General features: G+C 34.5%; 19 protein-coding genes. 12 read left to right on the top strand and 7 right to left on the bottom strand.

Annotation, left to right across the window (positions count from 1 at the left end):
- Positions 1 to 242: 242 nt before the first annotated feature.
- Positions 243 to 842, bottom strand: a complete 600-nt coding sequence (locus V7127_RS25080) for an SCO family protein (protein WP_335490844.1) — start codon at positions 840 to 842, stop codon at positions 243 to 245.
- A 147-nt stretch (positions 843 to 989) separates the two neighbouring features.
- Complete coding sequence (locus V7127_RS25075; protein ID WP_335345956.1) at positions 990 to 2,474, bottom strand: aldehyde dehydrogenase family protein; 1,485 nt, start codon at positions 2,472 to 2,474, stop codon at positions 990 to 992.
- Positions 2,475 to 2,782: 308 nt separating this feature from the next.
- Between V7127_RS25075 and V7127_RS25070 the strand changes: the two genes are divergently transcribed.
- Entirely contained in the window at positions 2,783 to 3,502 is a 720-nt protein-coding gene (locus V7127_RS25070) for a response regulator transcription factor (protein WP_335345955.1), read from the top strand.
- On the opposite strand, the gene V7127_RS25065 is transcribed toward V7127_RS25070, so the two are convergent.
- Positions 3,483 to 3,653, bottom strand: a complete 171-nt coding sequence (locus V7127_RS25065; RefSeq protein ID WP_335345954.1) for an anti-repressor SinI family protein — start codon at positions 3,651 to 3,653, stop codon at positions 3,483 to 3,485. The genes V7127_RS25070 and V7127_RS25065 overlap by 20 nt on opposite strands.
- Before the next feature lie 108 nt (positions 3,654 to 3,761).
- On the opposite strand from V7127_RS25065, the gene V7127_RS25060 reads away from it, so the two are divergent.
- From V7127_RS25060 to V7127_RS25040, 5 genes are all read left to right on the top strand, one after another.
- A complete protein-coding gene (locus tag V7127_RS25060; RefSeq protein WP_335490841.1) occupies positions 3,762 to 5,387 on the top strand; it encodes an AAA family ATPase in 1,626 nt (541 codons plus the stop codon).
- A gap of 86 nt (positions 5,388 to 5,473) precedes the next feature.
- On the top strand, positions 5,474 to 8,926 hold the full coding sequence (locus V7127_RS25055) for an ATP-binding protein (protein ID WP_335490838.1): 3,453 nt from the start codon (positions 5,474 to 5,476) through the stop codon (positions 8,924 to 8,926).
- 109 nt (positions 8,927 to 9,035) lie between these two features.
- On the top strand, positions 9,036 to 9,830 hold the full coding sequence (locus V7127_RS25050) for an ABC transporter ATP-binding protein (RefSeq protein ID WP_335490836.1): 795 nt from the start codon (positions 9,036 to 9,038) through the stop codon (positions 9,828 to 9,830).
- Complete coding sequence (locus tag V7127_RS25045; protein ID WP_335490833.1) at positions 9,827 to 11,527, top strand: putative ABC transporter permease subunit; 1,701 nt, start codon at positions 9,827 to 9,829, stop codon at positions 11,525 to 11,527. The genes V7127_RS25050 and V7127_RS25045 overlap by 4 nt, the downstream gene beginning before the upstream one ends.
- Before the next feature lie 128 nt (positions 11,528 to 11,655).
- Positions 11,656 to 12,834, top strand: coding sequence for an MFS transporter (locus V7127_RS25040; RefSeq protein ID WP_335354105.1), 1,179 nt, complete (start codon positions 11,656 to 11,658; stop codon positions 12,832 to 12,834).
- A gap of 52 nt (positions 12,835 to 12,886) precedes the next feature.
- Here the strand turns inward: V7127_RS25040 and V7127_RS25035 are convergent, their stop codons facing one another.
- Positions 12,887 to 13,033, bottom strand: a complete 147-nt coding sequence (locus tag V7127_RS25035; RefSeq protein ID WP_335354104.1) for a hypothetical protein — start codon at positions 13,031 to 13,033, stop codon at positions 12,887 to 12,889.
- A gap of 64 nt (positions 13,034 to 13,097) precedes the next feature.
- Between V7127_RS25035 and V7127_RS25030 the strand changes: the two genes are divergently transcribed.
- Positions 13,098 to 13,313: a cold-inducible protein YdjO-related protein gene (locus V7127_RS25030; protein WP_335347922.1), complete on the top strand. Its 216-nt coding sequence runs from the start codon at positions 13,098 to 13,100 to the stop codon at positions 13,311 to 13,313.
- A 46-nt stretch (positions 13,314 to 13,359) separates the two neighbouring features.
- Here the strand turns inward: V7127_RS25030 and V7127_RS25025 are convergent, their stop codons facing one another.
- Both V7127_RS25025 and yhfH read right to left on the bottom strand, forming a co-directional pair.
- Positions 13,360 to 13,533 (bottom strand): hypothetical protein, encoded by a 174-nt coding sequence (locus tag V7127_RS25025; protein ID WP_335490831.1) that lies wholly within the window; start codon positions 13,531 to 13,533, stop codon positions 13,360 to 13,362.
- Between the two features lie 169 nt (positions 13,534 to 13,702).
- Positions 13,703 to 13,837 (bottom strand): protein YhfH, encoded by a 135-nt coding sequence (yhfH, locus tag V7127_RS25020; protein ID WP_438824063.1) that lies wholly within the window; start codon positions 13,835 to 13,837, stop codon positions 13,703 to 13,705.
- Positions 13,838 to 14,079: 242 nt separating this feature from the next.
- Here yhfH and V7127_RS25015 point away from each other — a divergent pair, with 242 nt between their 5' ends.
- Positions 14,080 to 16,239 (top strand): PAS domain-containing protein, encoded by a 2,160-nt coding sequence (locus V7127_RS25015; protein WP_438824062.1) that lies wholly within the window; start codon positions 14,080 to 14,082, stop codon positions 16,237 to 16,239.
- Between the two features lie 50 nt (positions 16,240 to 16,289).
- Here the strand turns inward: V7127_RS25015 and V7127_RS25010 are convergent, their stop codons facing one another.
- Positions 16,290 to 17,066 carry a hypothetical protein gene (locus V7127_RS25010; RefSeq protein WP_335354103.1) on the bottom strand — a complete coding sequence of 259 codons (777 nt, stop codon included), beginning with the start codon at positions 17,064 to 17,066 and terminating at the stop codon, positions 16,290 to 16,292.
- Between the two features lie 375 nt (positions 17,067 to 17,441).
- Between V7127_RS25010 and V7127_RS25005 the strand changes: the two genes are divergently transcribed.
- From V7127_RS25005 to V7127_RS24990, 4 genes are all read left to right on the top strand, one after another.
- The gene (locus tag V7127_RS25005; protein ID WP_335347918.1) at positions 17,442 to 18,023 is read left to right on the top strand and encodes a TerD family protein; all 582 of its coding nucleotides are present in this window, start codon (positions 17,442 to 17,444) and stop codon (positions 18,021 to 18,023) included.
- A gap of 106 nt (positions 18,024 to 18,129) precedes the next feature.
- Positions 18,130 to 18,708, top strand: coding sequence for a TerD family protein (locus V7127_RS25000; protein ID WP_335347923.1), 579 nt, complete (start codon positions 18,130 to 18,132; stop codon positions 18,706 to 18,708).
- Positions 18,681 to 19,364, top strand: a complete 684-nt coding sequence (locus tag V7127_RS24995) for a histidine phosphatase family protein (RefSeq protein WP_335490827.1) — start codon at positions 18,681 to 18,683, stop codon at positions 19,362 to 19,364. The genes V7127_RS25000 and V7127_RS24995 overlap by 28 nt, the downstream gene beginning before the upstream one ends.
- A 120-nt stretch (positions 19,365 to 19,484) precedes the next feature.
- A complete protein-coding gene (locus V7127_RS24990) occupies positions 19,485 to 20,747 on the top strand; it encodes a glycosyl hydrolase family 18 protein (protein WP_335490825.1) in 1,263 nt (420 codons plus the stop codon).
- Positions 20,748 to 20,768: the final 21 nt, after the last annotated feature.

Raw genomic sequence — 20,768 nt, 5'->3', positions numbered from 1 at the left:
CAATGAACCTATATAGGCAGGATAAAGGAGTTTTTATTGTGGCCAAAAAACAACTTGTTGATTTAGTAAATCGTCTAAAAAAAGCAGGGATTAATGTAAGCTTTACAAAACCAAGATCAAAAATGATCATTGCTTTTCCACAAAACAAAAGACTATCATCAAGTCCGAACTAACCATTAAACATATTCGAAATAAAGGAAAAAACGTTAAACAAGAAGACGTTTAACGTTTTTTCCTTTTTTTTAAATTTCTTTCATAATTTTTTTGTAAATTTCCTTTTCGTTAAACTCTTCACCCATTGGAAATCTCTTAATAAAATTATTGTTTTCATCAATTAAATAGACAAAGGTGCTATGAACATAGAATCCATCCCCAGGATCTCTGTACTGGAATTGAAAAGTGCCGGCTAATTCTCTAATTTCCTCTTGATCCGCTTTCATATTATTCTGGTCCCCTGTAAGGAGAATCCAATTTCCGTCATCTTCAATCTCAAAGGTTTTCATATAATTCTTCATTTTTTCTGGCGTGTCCCGATAAGGGTCAATTGAAATCGTCAAAAATTCGACATTTTTGCCAAAAACCCCAGCCTTTTCTAAATCCTTTTTCAAAAATTTCATTTTTTGCGTAGTCGTTGGACAAATATCAGGGCAGTGGGTATACATAAATTCGACCAGCTTCAGCTTTTTATTTGATTCCGAGAACGCATATTTTTCTTCGTGCATCGTTACAAGCGTAATGTCATCTGGAATCTTAGATGTCACATCTCGAATAATAAAAAAGGAAATTCCAGCCGAGATTCCTAAAATAACAATAATTCCACAAATAATATATAGTTTTTTCATTATTTCCCCTCCCTTAATAAGAATAATGAAAATGTGAGAAAAATCCTATGGATAATATGTGAACATAGATATAGAGTGGGAGGTTTTATTTTTAAAAATTGGAAAAGCCAAAGGAAATCGATTCCTTTGGCTTTTTAAGCGAGTTAATTATTTCATTGAAATCCAAACACTCTTCACTTCAGTGTAGTTATTTAATGCATAGGATCCCATTTCACGGCCGATTCCGGATTGCTTGTATCCGCCAAACGGAGAAGCTGCATCAAAGGCGTTGTAGCAGTTTACCCAAACTGTACCTGCACGCAGTTTATTGGCAATATAATGTGCATTCGCGACATCACGAGTCCAAACACCTGCTGCCAGTCCGTATTCACTGCTATTCGCGCGATTAATTAATTCATCGAGATCATCATATGGAAGGGCAGAAATAACAGGTCCGAAAATCTCTTCCTTCGCAATTGTCATCTCATCACTAACATCAGCGAAAATGGTAGGGGAGACAAAGTAACCTTGTTCTTGTGGCTTTTCACCGCCAACAACAAGCTGGGCACCTTCATTTATGCCCTTTTCGATATAACCTAGTACACGATTTTGCTGTTCGATCGAGACAAGCGGACCAATCTCTGTATCAGCATGAATACCTGCACCTTGTTTAATATTTTTGGCATGGCTTGCCATATCTGCCACAACATTGTCAAAATGCTTCTTCTGTATAAATACGCGAGAACCAGCGCAGCAAACTTGACCTTGGTTAAACATAACCCCATTTAAAGCACCAGGGATGGCTTTTGATAAGTCCGCATCTGGAAGAATGATGTTAGGCGATTTTCCGCCTAGTTCAAGAGTGACTCTTTTTAACGTTTTTGAAGCTCTTTCCATAATCATTTTTCCAACTTCTGTGGAGCCGGTGAATGCAATTTTGTCAACTAGCGGATGATCAACAAGCGGCTGGCCTGCTGTTTCACCAAAACCTGCAACAATATTGACGACACCAGGAGGGAAGCCCGCTTCTTGAATTAATTCTGCTAAATATAATGCTGAAAGAGGCGTTTGTTCGGCTGGCTTAAGTACGATTGTACAGCCTGTAGCAAGTGCCGCTCCCATCTTCCACATTGCCATTAGAAGAGGGAAGTTCCATGGAATAATTTGTCCGACAACTCCCACAGCCTCATGACGAGTATAGTTGAAGAATGGACCATTTACTGGAATGGTTTGACCAACGATTTTCGTAGACCAGCCCGCATAGTAACGCATATGCTCAACAGCTAGCGGAATATCAGCATTAGTTGTTTCACGAATTGGTTTTCCGTTATCTAATGTTTCTAATTGTGCTAATTCAGCAGCATTTTCCTCCATTAAATCTGCTAGCTTATACATGAGTCTGCTTCTTTTTGCAGTTCCCATCTTAGACCATGGACCTTCATCAAAAGCCTTTCTAGCAGCTTTCACAGCAAGGTCGATATCTTCTGGACCAGCTTCGAATACGTTTGCAAGAACCTCCCCAGTGGCAGGATTATATGTTTCAAATGTTTTCTGAGACTTGCTTTCTACAAATTCTCCATTAATATACAAATGTTTTTTACCGCTTAAGAACTTTTCTACCTTCTCTAATAAATTGACTGTTAATTGGCTCATAAAACTCCTCCTTAGAATTGTAGTCTTATGTATTTCATGATGCCATGTTGAGTAGAATTCTTTCGCGAACACCTACAATACAATGGTAACAATTTAATAGTTTAATAATCAACTATAAACATTACAAATATTCTGACACCGTTCGACGAATGCTTACAAATTTTACTAAACAATGAATTGCGATCAATATTTAATGGTAATTTAGGGAATTTTTAGTATTTTTGTAGTAAAATTATAATGATTTTAATAGAAATAATCTCGTTTAACTAATAAGGATTGAAAAAGGTCGCTATTAAGGAGGGATGTTTATGCGGACCGAAAAGATCTTAGTTGTAGATGATGATCGTGATATTAGGGAGGTCTTGTATCTTTATTTAAATAATGAAGGCTATGATGTTACATTGGCAGATAACGGGGAAAAAGCACTGCTTCTTTTTGGGAGTAATAATTTTGACTTAATCTTATTGGATGTAATGATGCCGGTAGTAGATGGATTTGAAACATGCCAGTCATTACGGAAAAAATCAAATGTGCCTATTATATTTTTAAGTGCAAAAGAAGACGATATTGATAAAATCCTAGGCTTACGAATTGGTGGGGATGATTATATAACAAAACCGTTTAGCCCAGCAGTATTAGTTGCAAAAATTAAAGCGCAATTAAGAAGAATCAGACAAAATGATTTCGAAAGCAGCAACGAAAAGAAAAATCGGGAAAACGATATTCTTCAATTTCCCGACCTTACAATAGATATAGATCGACATGTGGTACAAAAATGTGGAGAAAAAATCTCACTGCCAGCAAAAGAATTTCAATTATTATGCCTATTAGCTAAGAATGCTGGAAGAGTTTATAGTGTGGAACAACTTTTTCAGCAAATATGGGGTGAAGACAGTCTTGGTGACAATCGTACGGTAATGGTACACGTTAGCAACTTGAGAAAAAAAATTGAACCTGACCCAGTAAAACCCATATATGTACAAACCGTAAGAGGAATAGGGTATAAATTTAACGATGACTTTGAATAGCTGAAGGATTATTTCTTAAAAACTCTTTTATGTCTGTGATTGAAACACCCATTGATTTAGCTTTGATGATAAGGGATAGCCATTCTTTATCCAGTTTTCCATGAATTGCTTTATCGGAAGCTATTGTACTACTATTTAAAGATTGCTCCATATTAACCTCCATTAGCAGAATTGATATAGTAATTAGAATATATTAAATATTATAAGTACAGTATAAATTTACTTAAAGTTTTATTAAAGTTTTTAAAGGATGAGGAATATGTTGAATGTTTCTGGGTATAAAAAATTAATGCAAAAAGACAAAGACGAATTTGCCAAATATTATTTAGGTTATTCTTCTTTCAATGAAAATGATGTCATCATACAAAAGATCATGGAGCCTTCTTTTTACACGCAATATGATTTTGAATATTTTCAAAGAGAATTTGATTTACTATCCTTCATACACCATCCAAGCATTGTAGTACCAATACGGTTGGAGAAAAAAAACAATGAAATCCTACCCGTTTATGAACCGTTCGAAGGGGAGCTTTATAAAAAATTTGTATACACACAAAAGTACACTTTAAAAGATTTTTTTACCATAGCCATTCAATTTTGTGAAATCATTGAATATATTCACGATCAAGATTTGATGTTTCTTCATTTAAATCCATATAATTTCATCGTCAATATTGAAAAAGGACAACTATCGTTATTAGGTACTTTTAATTCGCTCTATCGTGGTAAAAGCATCATAACGGATCAAACAAATAAATTATTATCTTCATGGGAAATCGCCTATATTCCGCCAGAATTAACGGGAAGAATTAATATCCAAGCAGATTATCGGGCCAATTTGTACACTCTTGGGATTATTTTTTATGAGCTTCTGACAAAAAAGCTTCCCTTTGAAGACTCAGAGCTTTCAGAAACTATACATTCACATTTAGCCCGAATTCCTACTTCGCCTTCAGAAATTAATGCCGACATCCCAGAAATCCTTTCAAATATTATCTTGAAGCTATTGGAAAAATCACCTGATGAACGTTATCAGTCTGTAAATTCAGTAAAGAAGGACTTTGAATATTGCTATGATGAATTTGTCAAAACCGGTTGGGTAAAGAAGTTTCCTTTAAATTATCAAAATAAAGCTACTAAACAAATGAAAAATGTTCTGTTTGGCAGGGAAAAGGAATTAGAAAGTTTATATGAAGGATTAGCATGCGTCTTTGGTGGTTCCTCAAAGACTGCTCTTATATCAGGGCCATCTGGCAGCGGCAAAACTGGTTTAGTTCATTATTTGCATAATAATAACATGGAAAATAATTTTTTATTTTTAGAAGGAAAGTTTGACCAATTACTTAGGAATATTCCGTACGCCCCTATTATCCAAGCATTTAAAACTTGGGTTCGAATTATTTTATCAAAGGGAGAAAAAAATGTAACGATCTGGAAATCAAAAATTCTTCATGAACTTGGACCATATGTGAGTGCTTTATCCTTTCTTCTTCCTGAAATTGAATGGATTATTGGAAAACAGCCTGCAATTGAGAGGATGTCTTCATACGATAATCATAGTCATTATTTAATGATGTTTCAAAAATTGATTAATTTTATTTCAATTGAATGTCCACTTATCATCTTTATCGATGACCTTCAATGGTCTGATGCAGCATCATTAGAGTTAATTTGTTACTTAATCAATAATACGAGGGAAAATCGATTATTTTTGATTATTGCCTATAGAGATGGCATAGATTTGGAGGAAAACAATCGAGTAAACACAGCTTTAAAAGAAAGTATTCTTACGAATTTAAATGATAAAGTTGTTATTTCCCTCCAACAATTGTCAATAGCACAAATCACTCACTGGATCTCTATTCAATTTGATATAGCCGGATAAGTACACAAATTTCTTCGATTATTTACAAAATAACAGCAGGAAATCCTTTTTTTATCACGCAAATTTTTCGAAGCTTAACGAAAGAAATGTTAGTATCAGCTGATGATGAAGCAATGGAACATATTCAGCTTACATTATTAAATGAGATCTCAATAAATGAGGATATTGTTAGCTTCATTATTAGCAGGATAAAAAAGCTACCCGAACATGATCAAAAATTACTGAAAGCAGCTTCTTGTTTAGGCAGAAAAGTGAATGGAGAACTAATATCTGAAATTTTGAAAATCGATAGTCAAAACATCAATCATTTACTTCAGGATGCTGTTACTAAAGGGTTTGTCGTACCTATAGTTGATAATCATTCAGAAGAAGATAATAATAAATTTTTATTTATCCATGACCGTGTGCAGCAAGCCCTTTATTCACTTCTTTCATTAGATGAGAAACAATATTTGCATTTAAAAATTGGTAAATATTTAAAAGAAAATCAACCTATCCATGTAAATAATGAGGATTTATTTGAAGCTGTGTCACACTTGAATATTTGCACTAAATTGTTATCGGAGGAAGAGCGGAAGGAGTTAGCAACTTTAAATGCTCGGGCGGGGAGAGAAGCAATAAAAGTGGCTGCGTTTCAGGCTGCATACAATTTCTATTATGAGGCAAAGGGGCTTTTACAGGAGAACTCATGGCAAGACAACTATTCCCTAACTTTTGAAATAATGAAAGGATTAGGGGAATCAGCCTATCTAAATAGTAATTTTAAGCTAGCTGAAAATACCTTTAAAGAAGTAATAGATAAAGCGAAGACAAAAGAAGAGAAAATTAAACTTTACAATAATATGATTATGTTATTTACCCATTTACATCGAGTAAATGAAGCTGTTGATGCGGGTTTGAAAGGGCTGCAGTTATTTAATTGGAACATTAAACCAAATCCAAGGAAAGCAGACATAGCTAAAGAGTTACTTCTTATTCAATTTGCACTTATTAACAAAAAACCAGCAACACTTCTCAACTTGCCACATATGAAAGAACCATCACAGAAACTTTTTATTGAAACATTAATTAATTTAAATGCCCCATCGTTTCATGTAAATCAGAATTTATCTACTTATTTAATGCTAAAGGCTTTTCATTTTACATTAAAAAATGGTCAAACGGATTTTACTTGCTTAGTATTTAATAATTATTCACTTATTCAAAGTGCTGGCTTTAATAATTTTTCTGATAGCTATGAATACGGCAACATTGCATTACAGCATGTAGAACGAGGAAATAAGATTAATTTGAAAGCAAGAGTTTATTTTGTTTTCGGCACATTTGTTAATCATTGGAGAAATCCATTGCGCGACAATCTTTCATACTTAAATGAAGCACAGCAGCTTAGTGTCGAATCAGGTAACATTCATTTAGCTGGTGCATCAAGTTCCTTTATCATTATAACTATGTTTATTCAAGGCAACAGCCTTAAGGAAGTATCGAATGGTGTTCAAAAACAGCTGGAATTCGTAAAAAGTATTAACTATCGAATCTCAGTAGATTTTATTCATGAAATGGAGCATTGGCTTGACGTACTATCGAATAAGGATGTAACTCCTAATTTTGATATGCCAATTACAAATAGCGATCAGTCTGCTGATATTATTCATTATACTTTAAGACTGCAAATGGCATTTTTATTAAAAGAAGAGGAGCAGGCAAGCAACTTACTTAAGATGTTGTCAAAACTAATAACAAAAACAAATGTTCTCGTTATAACACCTGAATATTATTTTTATCAAACATTATGGTTATGTCGTTTATATGAAAAGGCTACTAAGCTGGATAGAAAGATTTATATTCGAACAATAAAAAGAAATATACAAAAAATGAAAAAGTGGGCGGAAAATGCCCCTGTAAATTATCAACATAAATATCTGCTAATGAAGGCAGAACTAAATAAAGTATTGAATAAAAGCAAGGAAGTGATCACTGGCTATTATGAAAAAGCTGCCTTTTCAGCAGGTGAATCTGGATTTTTACAGGATGAAGCGATTATTTATGAATGTATGGGTGATTATTATATAAGAATTGGCTATAAGCAATTAGCACAATATTTTTTCAATTTGGCTTATCAACAATATGTAAGCTGGGGTGCAGTTATAAAAGCAGAGAATTTTAAAAAACAGAATTTAGATATGTTTCCCTTGTTAAATGATCAGGTCGCTAGAACTGTAAATATCGATACGGAAACAATTATTAAAGCTACGCAAGCAATATCAATGGAAATCAATTATGAAGAATTAATGATCAAAATGATGAAAATCATGATTGAAAATGCTGGAGCTGAAAAAGGATATTTACTTCTTCATGAGGAAGGCAGATTACATCCCGCCATTCAAGGGAACTTAGACAAAACTTATTTATTGGGTAATCAAGTTGATATTTCCGAGTTTGCACAAGAAATTCCTCTTCAACTTATTCATTATGTTCTCAAAACGGAAGAGGCAATTGTCCTAGAAAATGCAGGTGCAATTGGACTGTTTATTGATGATCCATATGTCAAATTAAAGAAGCCGAAATCCGTACTAACATTGCCGATTATATATCAAAATCTATTAATAGGAATTTTATATTTAGAAAATAACATCATGACTCATGCATTTACGAAAGAAAGCATACAAATGTTAACAATTCTTTCATCACAGGCTGCTATTTCACTCGTAAACGCAAGAGTGTACACGATGCTTGAAGAAAAAGTAAAGGAGCGTACAAATGATCTTCAGGGTGCCATAACGAGTCTTGCTGAGGCGAATAATAAACTTGAACAGGAAGAAACGTTGAGACGTGACTTTTTAGCGAATATTTCTCATGACTTAAGAACTCCAATAACCTCAATACAAGGGTATATTGAAGCGATTATTGATGGAATTATTGATTCTCCTGATAAACAATTAAGCTATTTAAAAAGAAGCAGAGAACGTATCCTTTCTTTGAATCGTCTAATTCAAGACTTATTTGATTTATCACAGCTAACAGCTGGGAGCTTCCATTTTTCAATGGAAAATGTCGCTATAAATAAACTCTTCTTATATCTTTGTGGTCAGTATGAATGGGATGTTAAAAAGAACAACTTAGATTTTATCATTACGATTCCAGCATTAAATGACTCAGACTATCCATTAGTTTCTGTTGATATTAGAAGAATGGATCAGCTGATTTCAAATTTAATCAATAATTCAATCAAGTATACGAAAAACGGAAAAATTCAACTTGAACTAATTATTGAGGAGTCATCTGATTTTGTATGCATTTCAATCCATGATTCAGGATCTGGAATCGAACCTGAAGATCTTCATACGATTTTCACAAGATCGTATACTAAAAAAGGGCAGGCTATGGAAGATGGCCATGGTTTGGGACTCGCCATCTGTAAGGAAATTATTAGAAAACATAAAGGAGAAATTTGGGCAGAAAGTGAAATAAATAAAGGCACCTCTATATACTTTACACTTCCGAAAATAAAAATTACTGAAGATGATCTACTATTTAACTAGTAATTAAATGGATAGACACTAGAAGGTATTGTTGCTTTTATGGAACTTTTCTCCAATCAGAACGTATATACTGTTGGAATTACATATAAAAGTTTCGAGGTGGTTGAAAATGAATAATGGAAATGCAATCGTTGTGAAAAATCTATCGAAAAGATATGGTTCTTATCATGCAGTAAAGGACGTTAATTTTGAAATAAAAAAAGGCGAGTTATTTTGCTTTTTAGGTCCTAACGGAGCGGGTAAGACAACAACGATTAAAATGATGACGGGTTTACTTGAGCCTGAAAGCGGACAGGTTGAAATAACGGGGACAGATATATGGAAATCTCCGCTTGAAGCAAAAAGGAAAATGGCGTATATTCCCGATCAACCCATTCTATATCCGAAATTATCCGGCAGAGAGTTTTTAAGATTTATAGGTAGTGTGTTTGAAATAAAGCAGGATGAATTTGAAGAAAGAATGGAAAAATACCTTTCATTGTTCGAATTATCTGGAAGAGCAGATGAGCTAATTGAATCGTATTCACATGGAATGAAGCAAAAAATCAATTTATGTGGTGCTTTGATTCACCAGCCTGAAGTCTTATTCCTTGATGAACCAACTGTAGGTCTTGACCCAAAAGGGGCAAAAACATTAAAGAATCTCTTGCAGTCATTATGCATGCAGGGTATGACTGTGTTTATGTCAACACATATTTTAGAAATTGCTGAACAAATGTGTGACAGAGTCGGAATCATCAAAAATAGAGAAATCATTGCTATTGGGACGATGGAAGAATTAAGGCAAAGGGAAGGCAAGACCGATACTTCATTAGAGGATTTATTTTTAGAATTAACAGGGGATTCAGATGTAAGACATTTGATAACTGAGCTTTCGGATGATGAAGAGAAGGTGGAGAAATGACAAAAAGACTCATCCTATTATTCTGGCAAATGGGGAAAAATCAATTTCGAACGGCTCCAGACAGTACGAAAATTGCTGCTGTCTTTGCTGCAATCGGCGCAATTTTTGTCACTGTCCTATTAAGTATCGCGATAGGTGCAATGGCCTTGACGATGCCTAAAGATTTTTTTGATCCTATATTTGCATATGCCTTTTCTGGTCTCATTGCTTTTAACATTTTGTTTGGAGTTCCACAGGTTTTTAAAAATTTATATGAGACAAATGATTTATCATTATTATTTACTTTGCCGATCAAAACACGAAGCATCTATTGGGTCAAGTTTTTGCAAAGCTTTATTGGTGTTCCTGGATTTCTTTGGTTATTTTCGATTATTCTCTTAACTGTTTTTGGCATTGCCAGTAAGTCTAGTTTTGTATTTTACCCAATGGCTTACATAACCTCACTTCTATTCACATTGATTGGGATGAGCATTGCTTATATGATGAATTTAGTATTAATTCAAGTGATTCCTGTTCATAGAGCAAAGGAATTAATGACAGTAATGAGTGCCTTAGCCGGTATTATTGTATATGTTTTGTTTCAGCTTCCTAATATATTGATGAAAAATAATCCAAATGGACAAGAAATGACACAAATCCCACAGATGCCGAAATGGCTGCCAATGGAATGGGGAGGTACGGTTCTTACTGAAGCATCATCTGGGTCTTTTAGCTTTTTTCTCCCGTTTCTGATGACTTTCATTTTTGCTGCACTTATGCTCTTCATTACTTCATTACTAGTTGAAAAAGGGTTTAGAACTGGCTGGATAAAAATGAACGAAGGAAATCGCACAAAGAAAAAACGCAATGGCAAAAAAGCAAGTGCTAAGATTTATCATCCAATTATGATGATAGGAATTAAAGAGTGGAGGGCCATCCAAAGAGATTTGAGAGAATGGGTAGCCTTTCTCCCATTTATGTTTTTTATGTTTTTTCCTTTCATATCAATCATAAATGATAAAAATATGATAAATATAATCATTCATAATCCAGAAATTTCGTGGATGGCTGCACAAGCTACTTTCCTTTTTATGTTCACATTTCTAACTGGCGCCTTTGCTTCCGGTTCAATTGCGAGGGAAGCATACTCTATTCACTTTTTACATGTCTTGCCATTATCAGGCTGGAAAATCGCACTTGGGAAGTTTTGGATCAATTGGTTGATTCCTGTTGTATTCTTAATTATTTTAGAATTTGCTGGGGGCATATTTTTAAAATGGAGCCTCTTAAATATCTTTTTCGGTATTGCCGTTGTGGCGATCATGTCCTTAGGAATAACAGGAATTGGACTTTGGCTTGGGGCTATTGGTGCAAAATATAATCCAAATAACCCGCAAAACAGGCTGGAGACAGGGGTTTCCTTTTTATTAATGTTTCTATCTTTCGGATATTTACTTATTGCTGCATTACCTTCTGTTCTTGTCCTCATTCCAACGGATGCTCTTCCCATTTTTCAGCATGAAGGGCGTCCTACAGGTATATTTGGAATGCTTGTATCACTTCTCGAATGGAAAAATGATAACAAGACTTTCTTAACCATTATTTGCAGCATCTTTACACTTATCATATCGGTAGGAGTTACTTTACTAACTTTGCAATTAAGTGCAAGGAAAATTGAAAAAGGGCTTACGATCAACTTCGTGACAAATAAAAAATAATGATTACAAGCTCCTAAATAATTGGGAGCTTTTGATATTTTGCGAAGATAATCATTTTAAAGTATCGAAGTGAGAATAAAAAATGATACAATAAGTCTTGCTTATTAAAATATTAAGAGGTTTCCAAAATGAATAAACAAATAAAAAGAAATATTTTATCCATGCAAGGGTTTTACTTGTTAACTTTTTTTGGCGTGGGGAGCTTGTATCCTTTGCTCAGTGTGTATTTAAGTGAAGTTGAACATTTAAATGGCTATCAAATTGGGACCATCATGTCTATTAGCCCAATAATTATGATTTTCTTTCAGCCATTATGGGGAATGGTTTCGGATAAGCTTAACGCTCCTATTAAAATTCTTACAGTCACAACTTTAATTGCTGGGATATTTTCCCTTGGATTTATCACGTTCAGCGGCTACTACTGGATCTTTATTACTTTTACTTGTGTAGCCATTTTCCAGAGTGCGATTATTCCGATATCAGATAGTTTATCAATCAAATATTCAAGTAAAGTCAAAGTCAATTATGGGAATATCCGATTGTTTGGGTCTCTTGGATTTGGGGTAGCGGTTTTTATTATGGGGAGGCTATCTGAATGGAATCCAAAAATCATTTTTATTTCCTTTTTTGCTTCATTATTTATCGCCAGTATTCTAGCAAGGAAAATGCCTTCAGAAAATGTTTCCAATAATCAGAACTTGCTTTCTGGTGTTAAGGAAATTCTTGTCCATAAAAGGTTTCTCATTTTCCTCGTAATTACTTTTCTGATTTTTGGTCCTAATCTCGCTAATAATAATTACTTTGGCCTTTTTATTGAAAATCGCGGGGGGACCTATACAGGAATAGGGATTGCTTTTTTAATTGCTGTATTGTCCGAAATTCCCTTTATGAAGGCAGCTGGCAGCTGGATCCACCGTTTTGGATTATTGCAGATTGCTGCACTTGCTGGTGCTGTTTCCTTAATTAGATGGCTGTTATATTTTATGGAGCCAAGTCTGTGGGTCATTTACGCAACAGCTGTCATACAAGGTTTCTCAATTGGTTTATTCATTCCTGCAAGTCTTCAGTATATAAGAGATATTACGCCTGTTCATATTACCGCTACTGCTATTACATTATACTCGGCAATTGGAAATGGCTTAGGAAACTGGTTTTGCACATTTGTCGGCGGTATCATTTATGAGGAATTTAATATTTACAGTTTATACTTATTTTTCAGTGTTTTGAGCTTATTGGGGATTATCCTTAATCTATGGCTATTGAAAGAGGAAAAGGGCCATTCAACCCTTTCCGTTGCTAAAAATTAGTGATATTTATGAAAAAGAAGTTGCTTTAAGCTGCAACTTCTTTTTTTATCAATTATTCAATATATTTATTCATAAACTTTCTGGCAAGCAATCTTTTCACTTCGTTATAGGAAAGACCTGATTGACTATTCAGCCGTTTGACTTCTTCAATATCGGTCCCAGCTGCTGTATATTTTTTTATAGATTTTTGGTTATCCAATTTTGAAATCCTCCTGACTTAAAGAAATTGTCATAAATTTTTTCGCGGGATATTTTCCCTCTTTTTGTCCATACTAGAAAAAAAGGGGGCGTTTGTTATATTTTTCAATAGAAGAGGTCAAGATGATAAACCAGAGGTTGTCATGCTGGACACAGAAGTTTATGCTTGTACAAGCTGTAATGGCTGGATGCGAAAGGAATTTGCATCAGCTGATCTTAAATGTCCTTTATGTGGAAATGATACATCCCCTGAAATGAGGGAATTACCGCAAATTGAATAAATTACGAGCATAAGACTGCTGAATAAATTCGGGCGGTCTTATTTTTTTACGAATTCTCGTTTTGTTGACCTAATTCTTTATCGGCTAATAAAATATTGCCTGTTTCAACTGCCCGATGTTCATCAATTGAACCACTCGGATAATTATTATGTTTAAGGGAGTTCTCCGCGTTAAGAGCGTTATCTAGGGCTTGTCTTCCTTTTGCGTCATTTTTCTTCATTTATAACACCCCTTTATAAGATATGCTGTAACATTTCTTTAATCATAAGTTTTGATAGTTAACGGCTTCTTATTCACTGTCAACTGAAACGGATATATTTACTATTGGGATGAAAATTCAATAGAAAAAGCTATGGAGCTGCGATTTTCCATAGCTTTTCATTTGCCTGCTATTCAGCCTTTTTTGATAAACAGCGATCACATTCCATTAAATATGAATCAGTATATTCATTTATTTTTTGACCGCATTCTTGACAAATCTTTCTTGACGCAATCTCTAAAGATTCCACTTTATAATGTAACATGATTCCACTCCTTTTTATAATACAGAATATAATTTACATCCTTGTTATATAACAGTATACTCGAATTTATTTTAAATGTGTAGCCCTTTTTTGAAAATTTAAATTTTTCCACTTTTTCATTTTGTATAAGTTAAATTAAGATTTCACTTTCAACCAATATTAAATTAGATTACAATCAAAAAGTATGGTTTAAAATGTGTTTTCCAAATAGGTAAACCCTTAATAATAAGAGGGAGATGTTCATGCTGCAGATTTTTAATATAATGAATCCGATGTTAATTTTTGTGGCCATAATCCTAACATTTATTTGCTCCTATACTGGTTTAGATTTATTTTCACTCGTTCAAAATGCAGAACGTAATCGGAAGTTTTTATTTTTAGGAGGAACGTTTTCGCTTGGTGTAGGTTTATGGATAATGAATTTTATCGGCATGCTTGCCGTAAATATAAATGGGTCAAGTAATTATCATGTGCTTATTACCATTTTATCTTTACTTTCAGGGATCATTTTTACAGGTATCGCGTTTTACGGAATTATTGATAAGGAGATTAAAGCAAGGCAATTATGGATCAGCAGTTTTTTTATGACTGTCGCGGTTTTATCCATTCATAGCACTGGCTTATATGCAATGAGCATGAACATTCAATTCAATCCAGTTTTATTTATTATTTCGATCATGCTTATTTATAGCTCATTTGTCCTTTCTTTATGGATGTTGTTTTTCTCAAAGGGTTTGTCTCCTTTTAATGAAATTTGGATTAAGCCAGTTAGTGCTGTCATTATAACTGCTGCCATTATTGAGGGATATTTATTGCTTTTACGGACATTCTCAAGTGTTTTTGGAGAAAATGTTTCCCAGGCTGAATCTAATCCTAAATCATATATAATTTATTTTGTTTTTTTTATTACTTTACTTATTTTAAGCGGGCTAATTGGTTCAAGAACTGTAGTTGGCAAAAGATTAGCTGATAGTGATCATTATTTGCGTGATATTGAAGCTGCATTGGATGAATCTACGATTGTAACCATTACGAATGCTAATGGGATCATTACGTATGTAAATGATAAATTCATTGAAATATCGAAGTATGGGAAGGAAGAAATATTAGGGAAAACTCATCGTGTATTAAACTCTAATTTTCATCCTCCTGAATTTTTTCAAATTCTTTGGGAAACTATCTCTTCTGGGAAAATTTGGAGAGGGGAGATACGCAATCTGGCTAAGGATGGAAAACACTATTGGGTAAAGACTACAATTGTTCCATTCCTAAGCAATGATGGAAAGCCTTATCAATATGTTTCAATCCGAAACGATATTACAGCTCTTAAAGAAACAGAAGCACACTTGAATGATAAAATAAAGGAAGTTGGCGATATTAAATTTGCCATTGATCAATCTTCCATCGTTGCTCTCACTGATGAAAAAGGTATTATTACGAAAGTTAATGAAAAGTTTTGTGAGATTTCCAAATACGATAGGGACGAGCTTATTGGTCGCAGCCATTCAATATTAAACTCCGGACATCATCCTAAAGAGTTTTTTAGACAACTTTGGACAACTATAAGACGAGGAGAAGTCTGGAAAGGTGAAATTAGAAATGTGGCAAAGGATGGAACCTTATATTGGGTGGATACAACGATTATTCCGTTCGTAGATGAAGAAGGTAAGCCGTATCAATATTTGGCCATTCGAAATGACATTACTGAAACGAAGAAAACGAAAGAGATCCTTCATCGACAAGATAAACTAGCTGCCGTTGGACAGCTTGCTGCGGGTGTGGCACATGAAATTCGTAATCCTCTCACTTCTATGAAAGGGTATACTGAATTTCTTCAAATGGATGAAACGAATAAAGAGCGGCTGGAGTATTTCGATATTATCCTTGATGAAATTGAACGTGTGAATCATATAGTTGAGGACTTTATGCTTCTTGCAAAGCCTAAATCTGTTGAACTCAAAGAAAAAAACCTTATTCCGATTATGAAGAATGTCTTATCTTTATTTGAGCTAGAAATAAGAAATAAACAAATTCATCTTCATTTTGAATGCAGTGACGATACAATACTTATTCATTGTGATGAGTACCGTTTAAAGCAGGTTTTTATAAATTTTATTAAAAACGCAATTGAGGCTATGCCAAATGGCGGAAAACTAATCTTGAATACATATAAAAATAATGAATATGTACGTATCTCTATCACTGATTCAGGAACTGGTATTCCACCAGAACAACTAAAGAAAATTGGTGAGCCGTTTTACACAACAAAGAAAAAAGGGAATGGACTTGGACTAATGGTAAGCTTTCACATCATTGAAAGTCATGGGGGGAAAGTCAATATTGAAAGTGAACTAAATAAAGGGACAACATTTACAATAGAATTACCCGTGGTCAATTTGTAAATGGATGGGAAAGGAAGGTTTAGCACCTTCCTTTTTTTATTTTATATAAGCTAATTTTTTGTTTTATCCTTTTCTCCCGATTTGATGAAATAGCTTTGGACCGGTTTCAGCAATTGCTTGAAGCCTGATTCTATCTTCTCACTTATAAAGGATGTTCTTTCATATAAGGAGGAACGCAGATTTTCAAGCTGCCTCGATATTTTTTGAACGATTGCTTCCTGTTCGTCTAGCCGTTCCATAACGGTCTTATGAAATACCTCATGCACCTCGAGTTTTTGTGATAATTCTTCATACACGTTTTCCTGTTTGTTTAATTGGTTTGTTAAATCACGTGAAAATGATTCGAATTGGCCAATTTTCCCAGTCAATGCTTCAGTTGAGGCGTGCTGAAATGATACTTGATCAAGAACAGCTTGATTAATTAAGCTTTCTTTTTCTAGGCTTTCCAATATGATAGCATTCCTTCCTTCAAGCTCATTTAATCGTTCTATAATAATCTGGTTTGCGGTTTCCTGAGAATTCATAACTTCTAAAAACTGAAGTATCACGTTATCCTGCTCATCCAATCTATCCATCAATCTGACAAGGTCGTAATTATGTTTAGATGCTGTACGCTGGATATTATGATTAATGCCCTTTAAAGATTCGGATATTTGAAAATCCATTTTCTCATACGTATCTGTCAACTGATGATTAACCAATTTCTGCTCATGAAGAATTTCTTGAAGATAATTCAGGCGAAAGGAATCTTGATTAGACTGAGTTTCTAGTTGATGCTTCTTATTAAACAGATTGGGTACAATCTGACTATTTGTGTATAAACCCAAGAAAAACACTCCTTTATTTTCCTGCTATTTATACAAACAGCATTATTTACATGCTATGTACTATATAGGAAAAGGGTGGCAAGAATAGGCGATAATCTATTGGATAGGAATGGTCTCCATTAATATCCCTTGAGTTTATGCTCCTCTAAATTTACAATAATGGTAAATTTAATTATATTAAAGTAGTCAGTGCCCGTTGTATCTAGTACAATAAAATTGAACATCTATAAGTTAAATTGGTTTACGTTTTAAGGCCAAGAAGATACACTTGGATAGAAAGGGTAATAATTTTTTTAAATGAAGTTTTGTTTCTTGGATGAATCTTCCTCTAGCAGGAAGTTCTAATAATTTTTAGAGTGAAGGGATGATGGTTAAATGGCTATTTCTTTATCAAAAGGACAAAAAGTAGATTTAACGAAAACAAATCCTGGTCTGTCAAAGGTTGTTGTTGGCCTTGGCTGGGACACAAATAAATATGACGGGGGACAAGCGTTTGATTTAGATGCAAGTGTGTTTTTACTTGATGCATCTGGTAAATGTGCATCTGATAAAGACTTTATTTTTTATAATCAACTAGAAGGCGGCAATGGGTCTGTTGTACATACTGGAGATAACCGCACAGGGGAAGGTGACGGTGATGATGAGCAAGTAAAGGTGGACTTAAGTGCTGTTCCAGCAAGCATTGAAAAAATTTCTTTCGTTATTACGATTCATGATGCTGAAAGCCGCGGGCAGAATTTTGGACAAGTTTCCAATGCGTTTGCCCGAATTGTCAATGAAGCAACTAATGAAGAGGTTATTCGCTATGACTTAGGAGAAGATTTTTCAATTGAAACAGCGATTGTAGTTGGGGAATTATACCGTCATAATGGTGAATGGAAATTCTCTGCTGTTGGTTCAGGTTACCAAGGCGGTCTAGCACGAATTGCGACTGACTTCGGATTACAGGTTGGCTAAAGAATAAGGGGTCCTAAAGCCCATTAATCTTCAATAAAACAAGAGGGAATGGAAATTATTTTCTAACTCCCAATTGAATAAACATTTATTTCAGGGAGGGTTTATGATGGGAATTCAATTGGCAAAAGGACAAAGAATTGACCTAACAAAAACTAATCCTGGTTTAACAAAAGCGATCATTGGACTTGGATGGGATACGAATAAATATCAGGGTGGACATGATTTTGATTTAGACGCTTCTGCCTTTTTAGTAGATGCAAATAATCGTTGCCAAAATGATCTCGACTTTGTTTTTTATAATAACCTTCAACATCCAAGCGGGTCTGTCGTTCATACGGGAGATAACCGTACAGGAGAAGGGGATGGGGACGATGAGCAGCTGGTTGTTGATTTCACTAAAATCCCTTCCCATGTTCATCGAATTGGCATTACAGTGACGATCCATGATGCTGAGACTAGACAGCAAAACTTTGGTCAAGTTTCAAACGCTTTTGTAAGATTAGTTGATGATTCTAATAATCAAGAATTATTGCGTTTCGATTTAGGTGAAGATTTCTCAATTGAAACGGCGGTAGTTATATGTGAATTATACCGTCACGGAAACGACTGGAAATTTAATGCCATCGGCAGCGGTTTTTCTGGTGGATTAGCAGCGTTATGCCGGAATTATGGTCTCCAAGTGTAGGTCTGCCAAATTATGCATCTGAAAAACACTCCTTCACGGAGTGTTTTTCCATGTTAAGATACCCTTTAAAGAAAGACAGCTTAGCATTTTTTAAAAATTTTAGGGAGAAGGAAAAATTGAAAATAGGTCTCGTTAGGCATTTCAAAGTAAAAAATGCTATACCGGAAAAAACTTGGATGACTCCCGCAGAACTATCAAAATGGTTTGAGGACTATGATTTATCCGACATTGAAAAGGGTGAAACCGATCTTCAAAACTTGGAATGGGAAACGTGTTATTCAAGTGATTTATCTAGAGCGGAGAAAACAGCTCATGCAATCTTTGTAGGTAAGATAATAAAAACCGAGAAATTAAGAGAGGTTAAAGCATATCCAATTATTCAAGCCAATATTAAACTTCCCTATCAGCTATGGGCAGTTCTCGTCCGGCTTGCCTGGCTATTCAACCATCCTTCGCAAAAGGATTCAGTTAAGGCTGTTAAAGAAAGGATTAATTTATTCTTAGATGAGGTCTTTTCTGCTGGAAATGAACATGTACTGATAGTTAGCCATGGAGCCTTAATGATATTTATGCGGAAGGAATTACTTAAAAGAGGATTTAAAGGGCCAAAAATAAGTCACCCTAAAAACGGTATTTTATACGTTTTTGAAAAATAAGCTTAACATACAAGTGAATTTCAGTAGGAATTGGCTTAATTTTATCTATATAATTTGTACTATTTATTTGCAAGAACACCATATGATAGTACAGGTGAAAATTTAGGAGGTGTGTAAATAATGTCTATTCACATCGTCCAAAGAGGAGACTCCCTATGGGCAATTTCAAAGCGATATAATGTACCAATTCAATCAATACTCAATGTAAACGGGTTGTCTGCTAATGGAATCATTATTCCCGGATTAGCCCTTTATATCCCTGATCAAGCATTACCTATTAGATCAAAGATTATAGCTAAAGGCGATTCATTGTGGGGATTGGCACAGAAATACAGAACTAATATAAATGCTATCCTCTCAGCTAATCCCGGTATTCAGTCAAATAACCTAGTTGTTGGACAAAAAATAAATATACCCTCTCCTTTGAAATTATCGATGCAGACACTCGGGTTCATTATTCCCTTTTCTCCTCAATCATTTATCCCCATTTTAAAACAAGTAGCTAAAGAGATTTCTTATTTAGCCATCGTCTCTTATTCACTCACAAATGAGGGATACACATATTTAGCTGTAGATGATACACAAGTGATTAAAGAGAGTAAAAGATTAGAAATTACTCCTTTATTGATGATCAGAAATTTTGCAAATCAGAAATTTAGTCCAGAGTTAATTGGTCAAGTACTAGAAAATTCTGTCTATCGGAAGAACTTAATTAATAGTTTGATGAATTTTATTACGGACAAGGGATATGGAGGAGTAAGCATTGATTTTGAGTTTATTCCGCCGCCAAGGAGGCAGGATTTTAATACCTTTCTTAATGAATTAAAAACAGCACTTGGCCCCTTAATTCTTCATGTAAACGTTCATGCGAAAACAGCAGACCTCCCGCAAAATCGGATAGTCGGCGCTTATGATTATTCAGCCATTGGGAAAGCGGCAGATATTGTTGCGGTCATGACGATAGATTATGGGTATCCAACAGGACCGCCAAATCCTGTTTCACCTATATGGTGGATAGAGGACGTCATTCAATATTCCATCAGCTTAATCAACCCCAAAAAACTGCAAATGGCTTTGCCTTTATATGGTTATGATTGGAGGGTAATTGACAACTTAACAAAGGCACATTCTCAATTAAATGCACAAAATTTAGCGATCTCATCAGGTGCTCTTATAAATTATGATCTCAACTCATCTACTCCAAGCTTTAACTATTGGAAGGGTTCAGAAAGGCATATTGTATGGTTTGATGATATTCGCAGCTTTGCTGAAAAGTATAAATTGATTGATCAATATCATTTATTAGGTTTAACTTTTTGGCAATTAAGCCTTCTATTTCCGCAAAACTGGGTCTATTTGGAAAATAATATTATTATTAATTAAAAAAGGATGCCATATAGGCAT

Source organism: Bacillus sp. JJ1773, assembly GCF_036962035.1.
Lineage (GTDB): Bacteria > Bacillota > Bacilli > Bacillales > Cytobacillaceae > Cytobacillus.
The sequence above is the reverse complement of the archived record's forward strand: the minus strand, read 5'-3'. Positions and strand labels throughout refer to the sequence as shown.

Excerpts from the sequence above, each read along its gene's own strand:
- V7127_RS25080 (WP_335490844.1), bottom strand. The coding sequence starts at position 842 with ATGAAAAAACTATATATTATTTGTGGAATTATTGTTATTTTAGGAATC.
- V7127_RS25075 (WP_335345956.1), bottom strand. The coding sequence starts at position 2,474 with ATGAGCCAATTAACAGTCAATTTATTAGAGAAGGTAGAAAAGTTCTTA.
- V7127_RS25070 (WP_335345955.1), top strand. The coding sequence starts at position 2,783 with ATGCGGACCGAAAAGATCTTAGTTGTAGATGATGATCGTGATATTAGG.
- V7127_RS25065 (WP_335345954.1), bottom strand. The coding sequence starts at position 3,653 with ATGGAGCAATCTTTAAATAGTAGTACAATAGCTTCCGATAAAGCAATT.
- V7127_RS25060 (WP_335490841.1), top strand. The coding sequence starts at position 3,762 with ATGTTGAATGTTTCTGGGTATAAAAAATTAATGCAAAAAGACAAAGAC.
- V7127_RS25055 (WP_335490838.1), top strand. The coding sequence starts at position 5,474 with ATGTTAGTATCAGCTGATGATGAAGCAATGGAACATATTCAGCTTACA.
- V7127_RS25050 (WP_335490836.1), top strand. The coding sequence starts at position 9,036 with ATGAATAATGGAAATGCAATCGTTGTGAAAAATCTATCGAAAAGATAT.
- V7127_RS25045 (WP_335490833.1), top strand. The coding sequence starts at position 9,827 with ATGACAAAAAGACTCATCCTATTATTCTGGCAAATGGGGAAAAATCAA.
- V7127_RS25040 (WP_335354105.1), top strand. The coding sequence starts at position 11,656 with ATGAATAAACAAATAAAAAGAAATATTTTATCCATGCAAGGGTTTTAC.
- V7127_RS25025 (WP_335490831.1), bottom strand. The coding sequence starts at position 13,533 with ATGAAGAAAAATGACGCAAAAGGAAGACAAGCCCTAGATAACGCTCTT.
- yhfH (WP_438824063.1), bottom strand. The coding sequence starts at position 13,837 with ATGTTACATTATAAAGTGGAATCTTTAGAGATTGCGTCAAGAAAGATT.
- V7127_RS25015 (WP_438824062.1), top strand. The coding sequence starts at position 14,080 with ATGCTGCAGATTTTTAATATAATGAATCCGATGTTAATTTTTGTGGCC.
- V7127_RS25005 (WP_335347918.1), top strand. The coding sequence starts at position 17,442 with ATGGCTATTTCTTTATCAAAAGGACAAAAAGTAGATTTAACGAAAACA.
- V7127_RS25000 (WP_335347923.1), top strand. The coding sequence starts at position 18,130 with ATGGGAATTCAATTGGCAAAAGGACAAAGAATTGACCTAACAAAAACT.
- V7127_RS24995 (WP_335490827.1), top strand. The coding sequence starts at position 18,681 with ATGCCGGAATTATGGTCTCCAAGTGTAGGTCTGCCAAATTATGCATCT.
- V7127_RS24990 (WP_335490825.1), top strand. The coding sequence starts at position 19,485 with ATGTCTATTCACATCGTCCAAAGAGGAGACTCCCTATGGGCAATTTCA.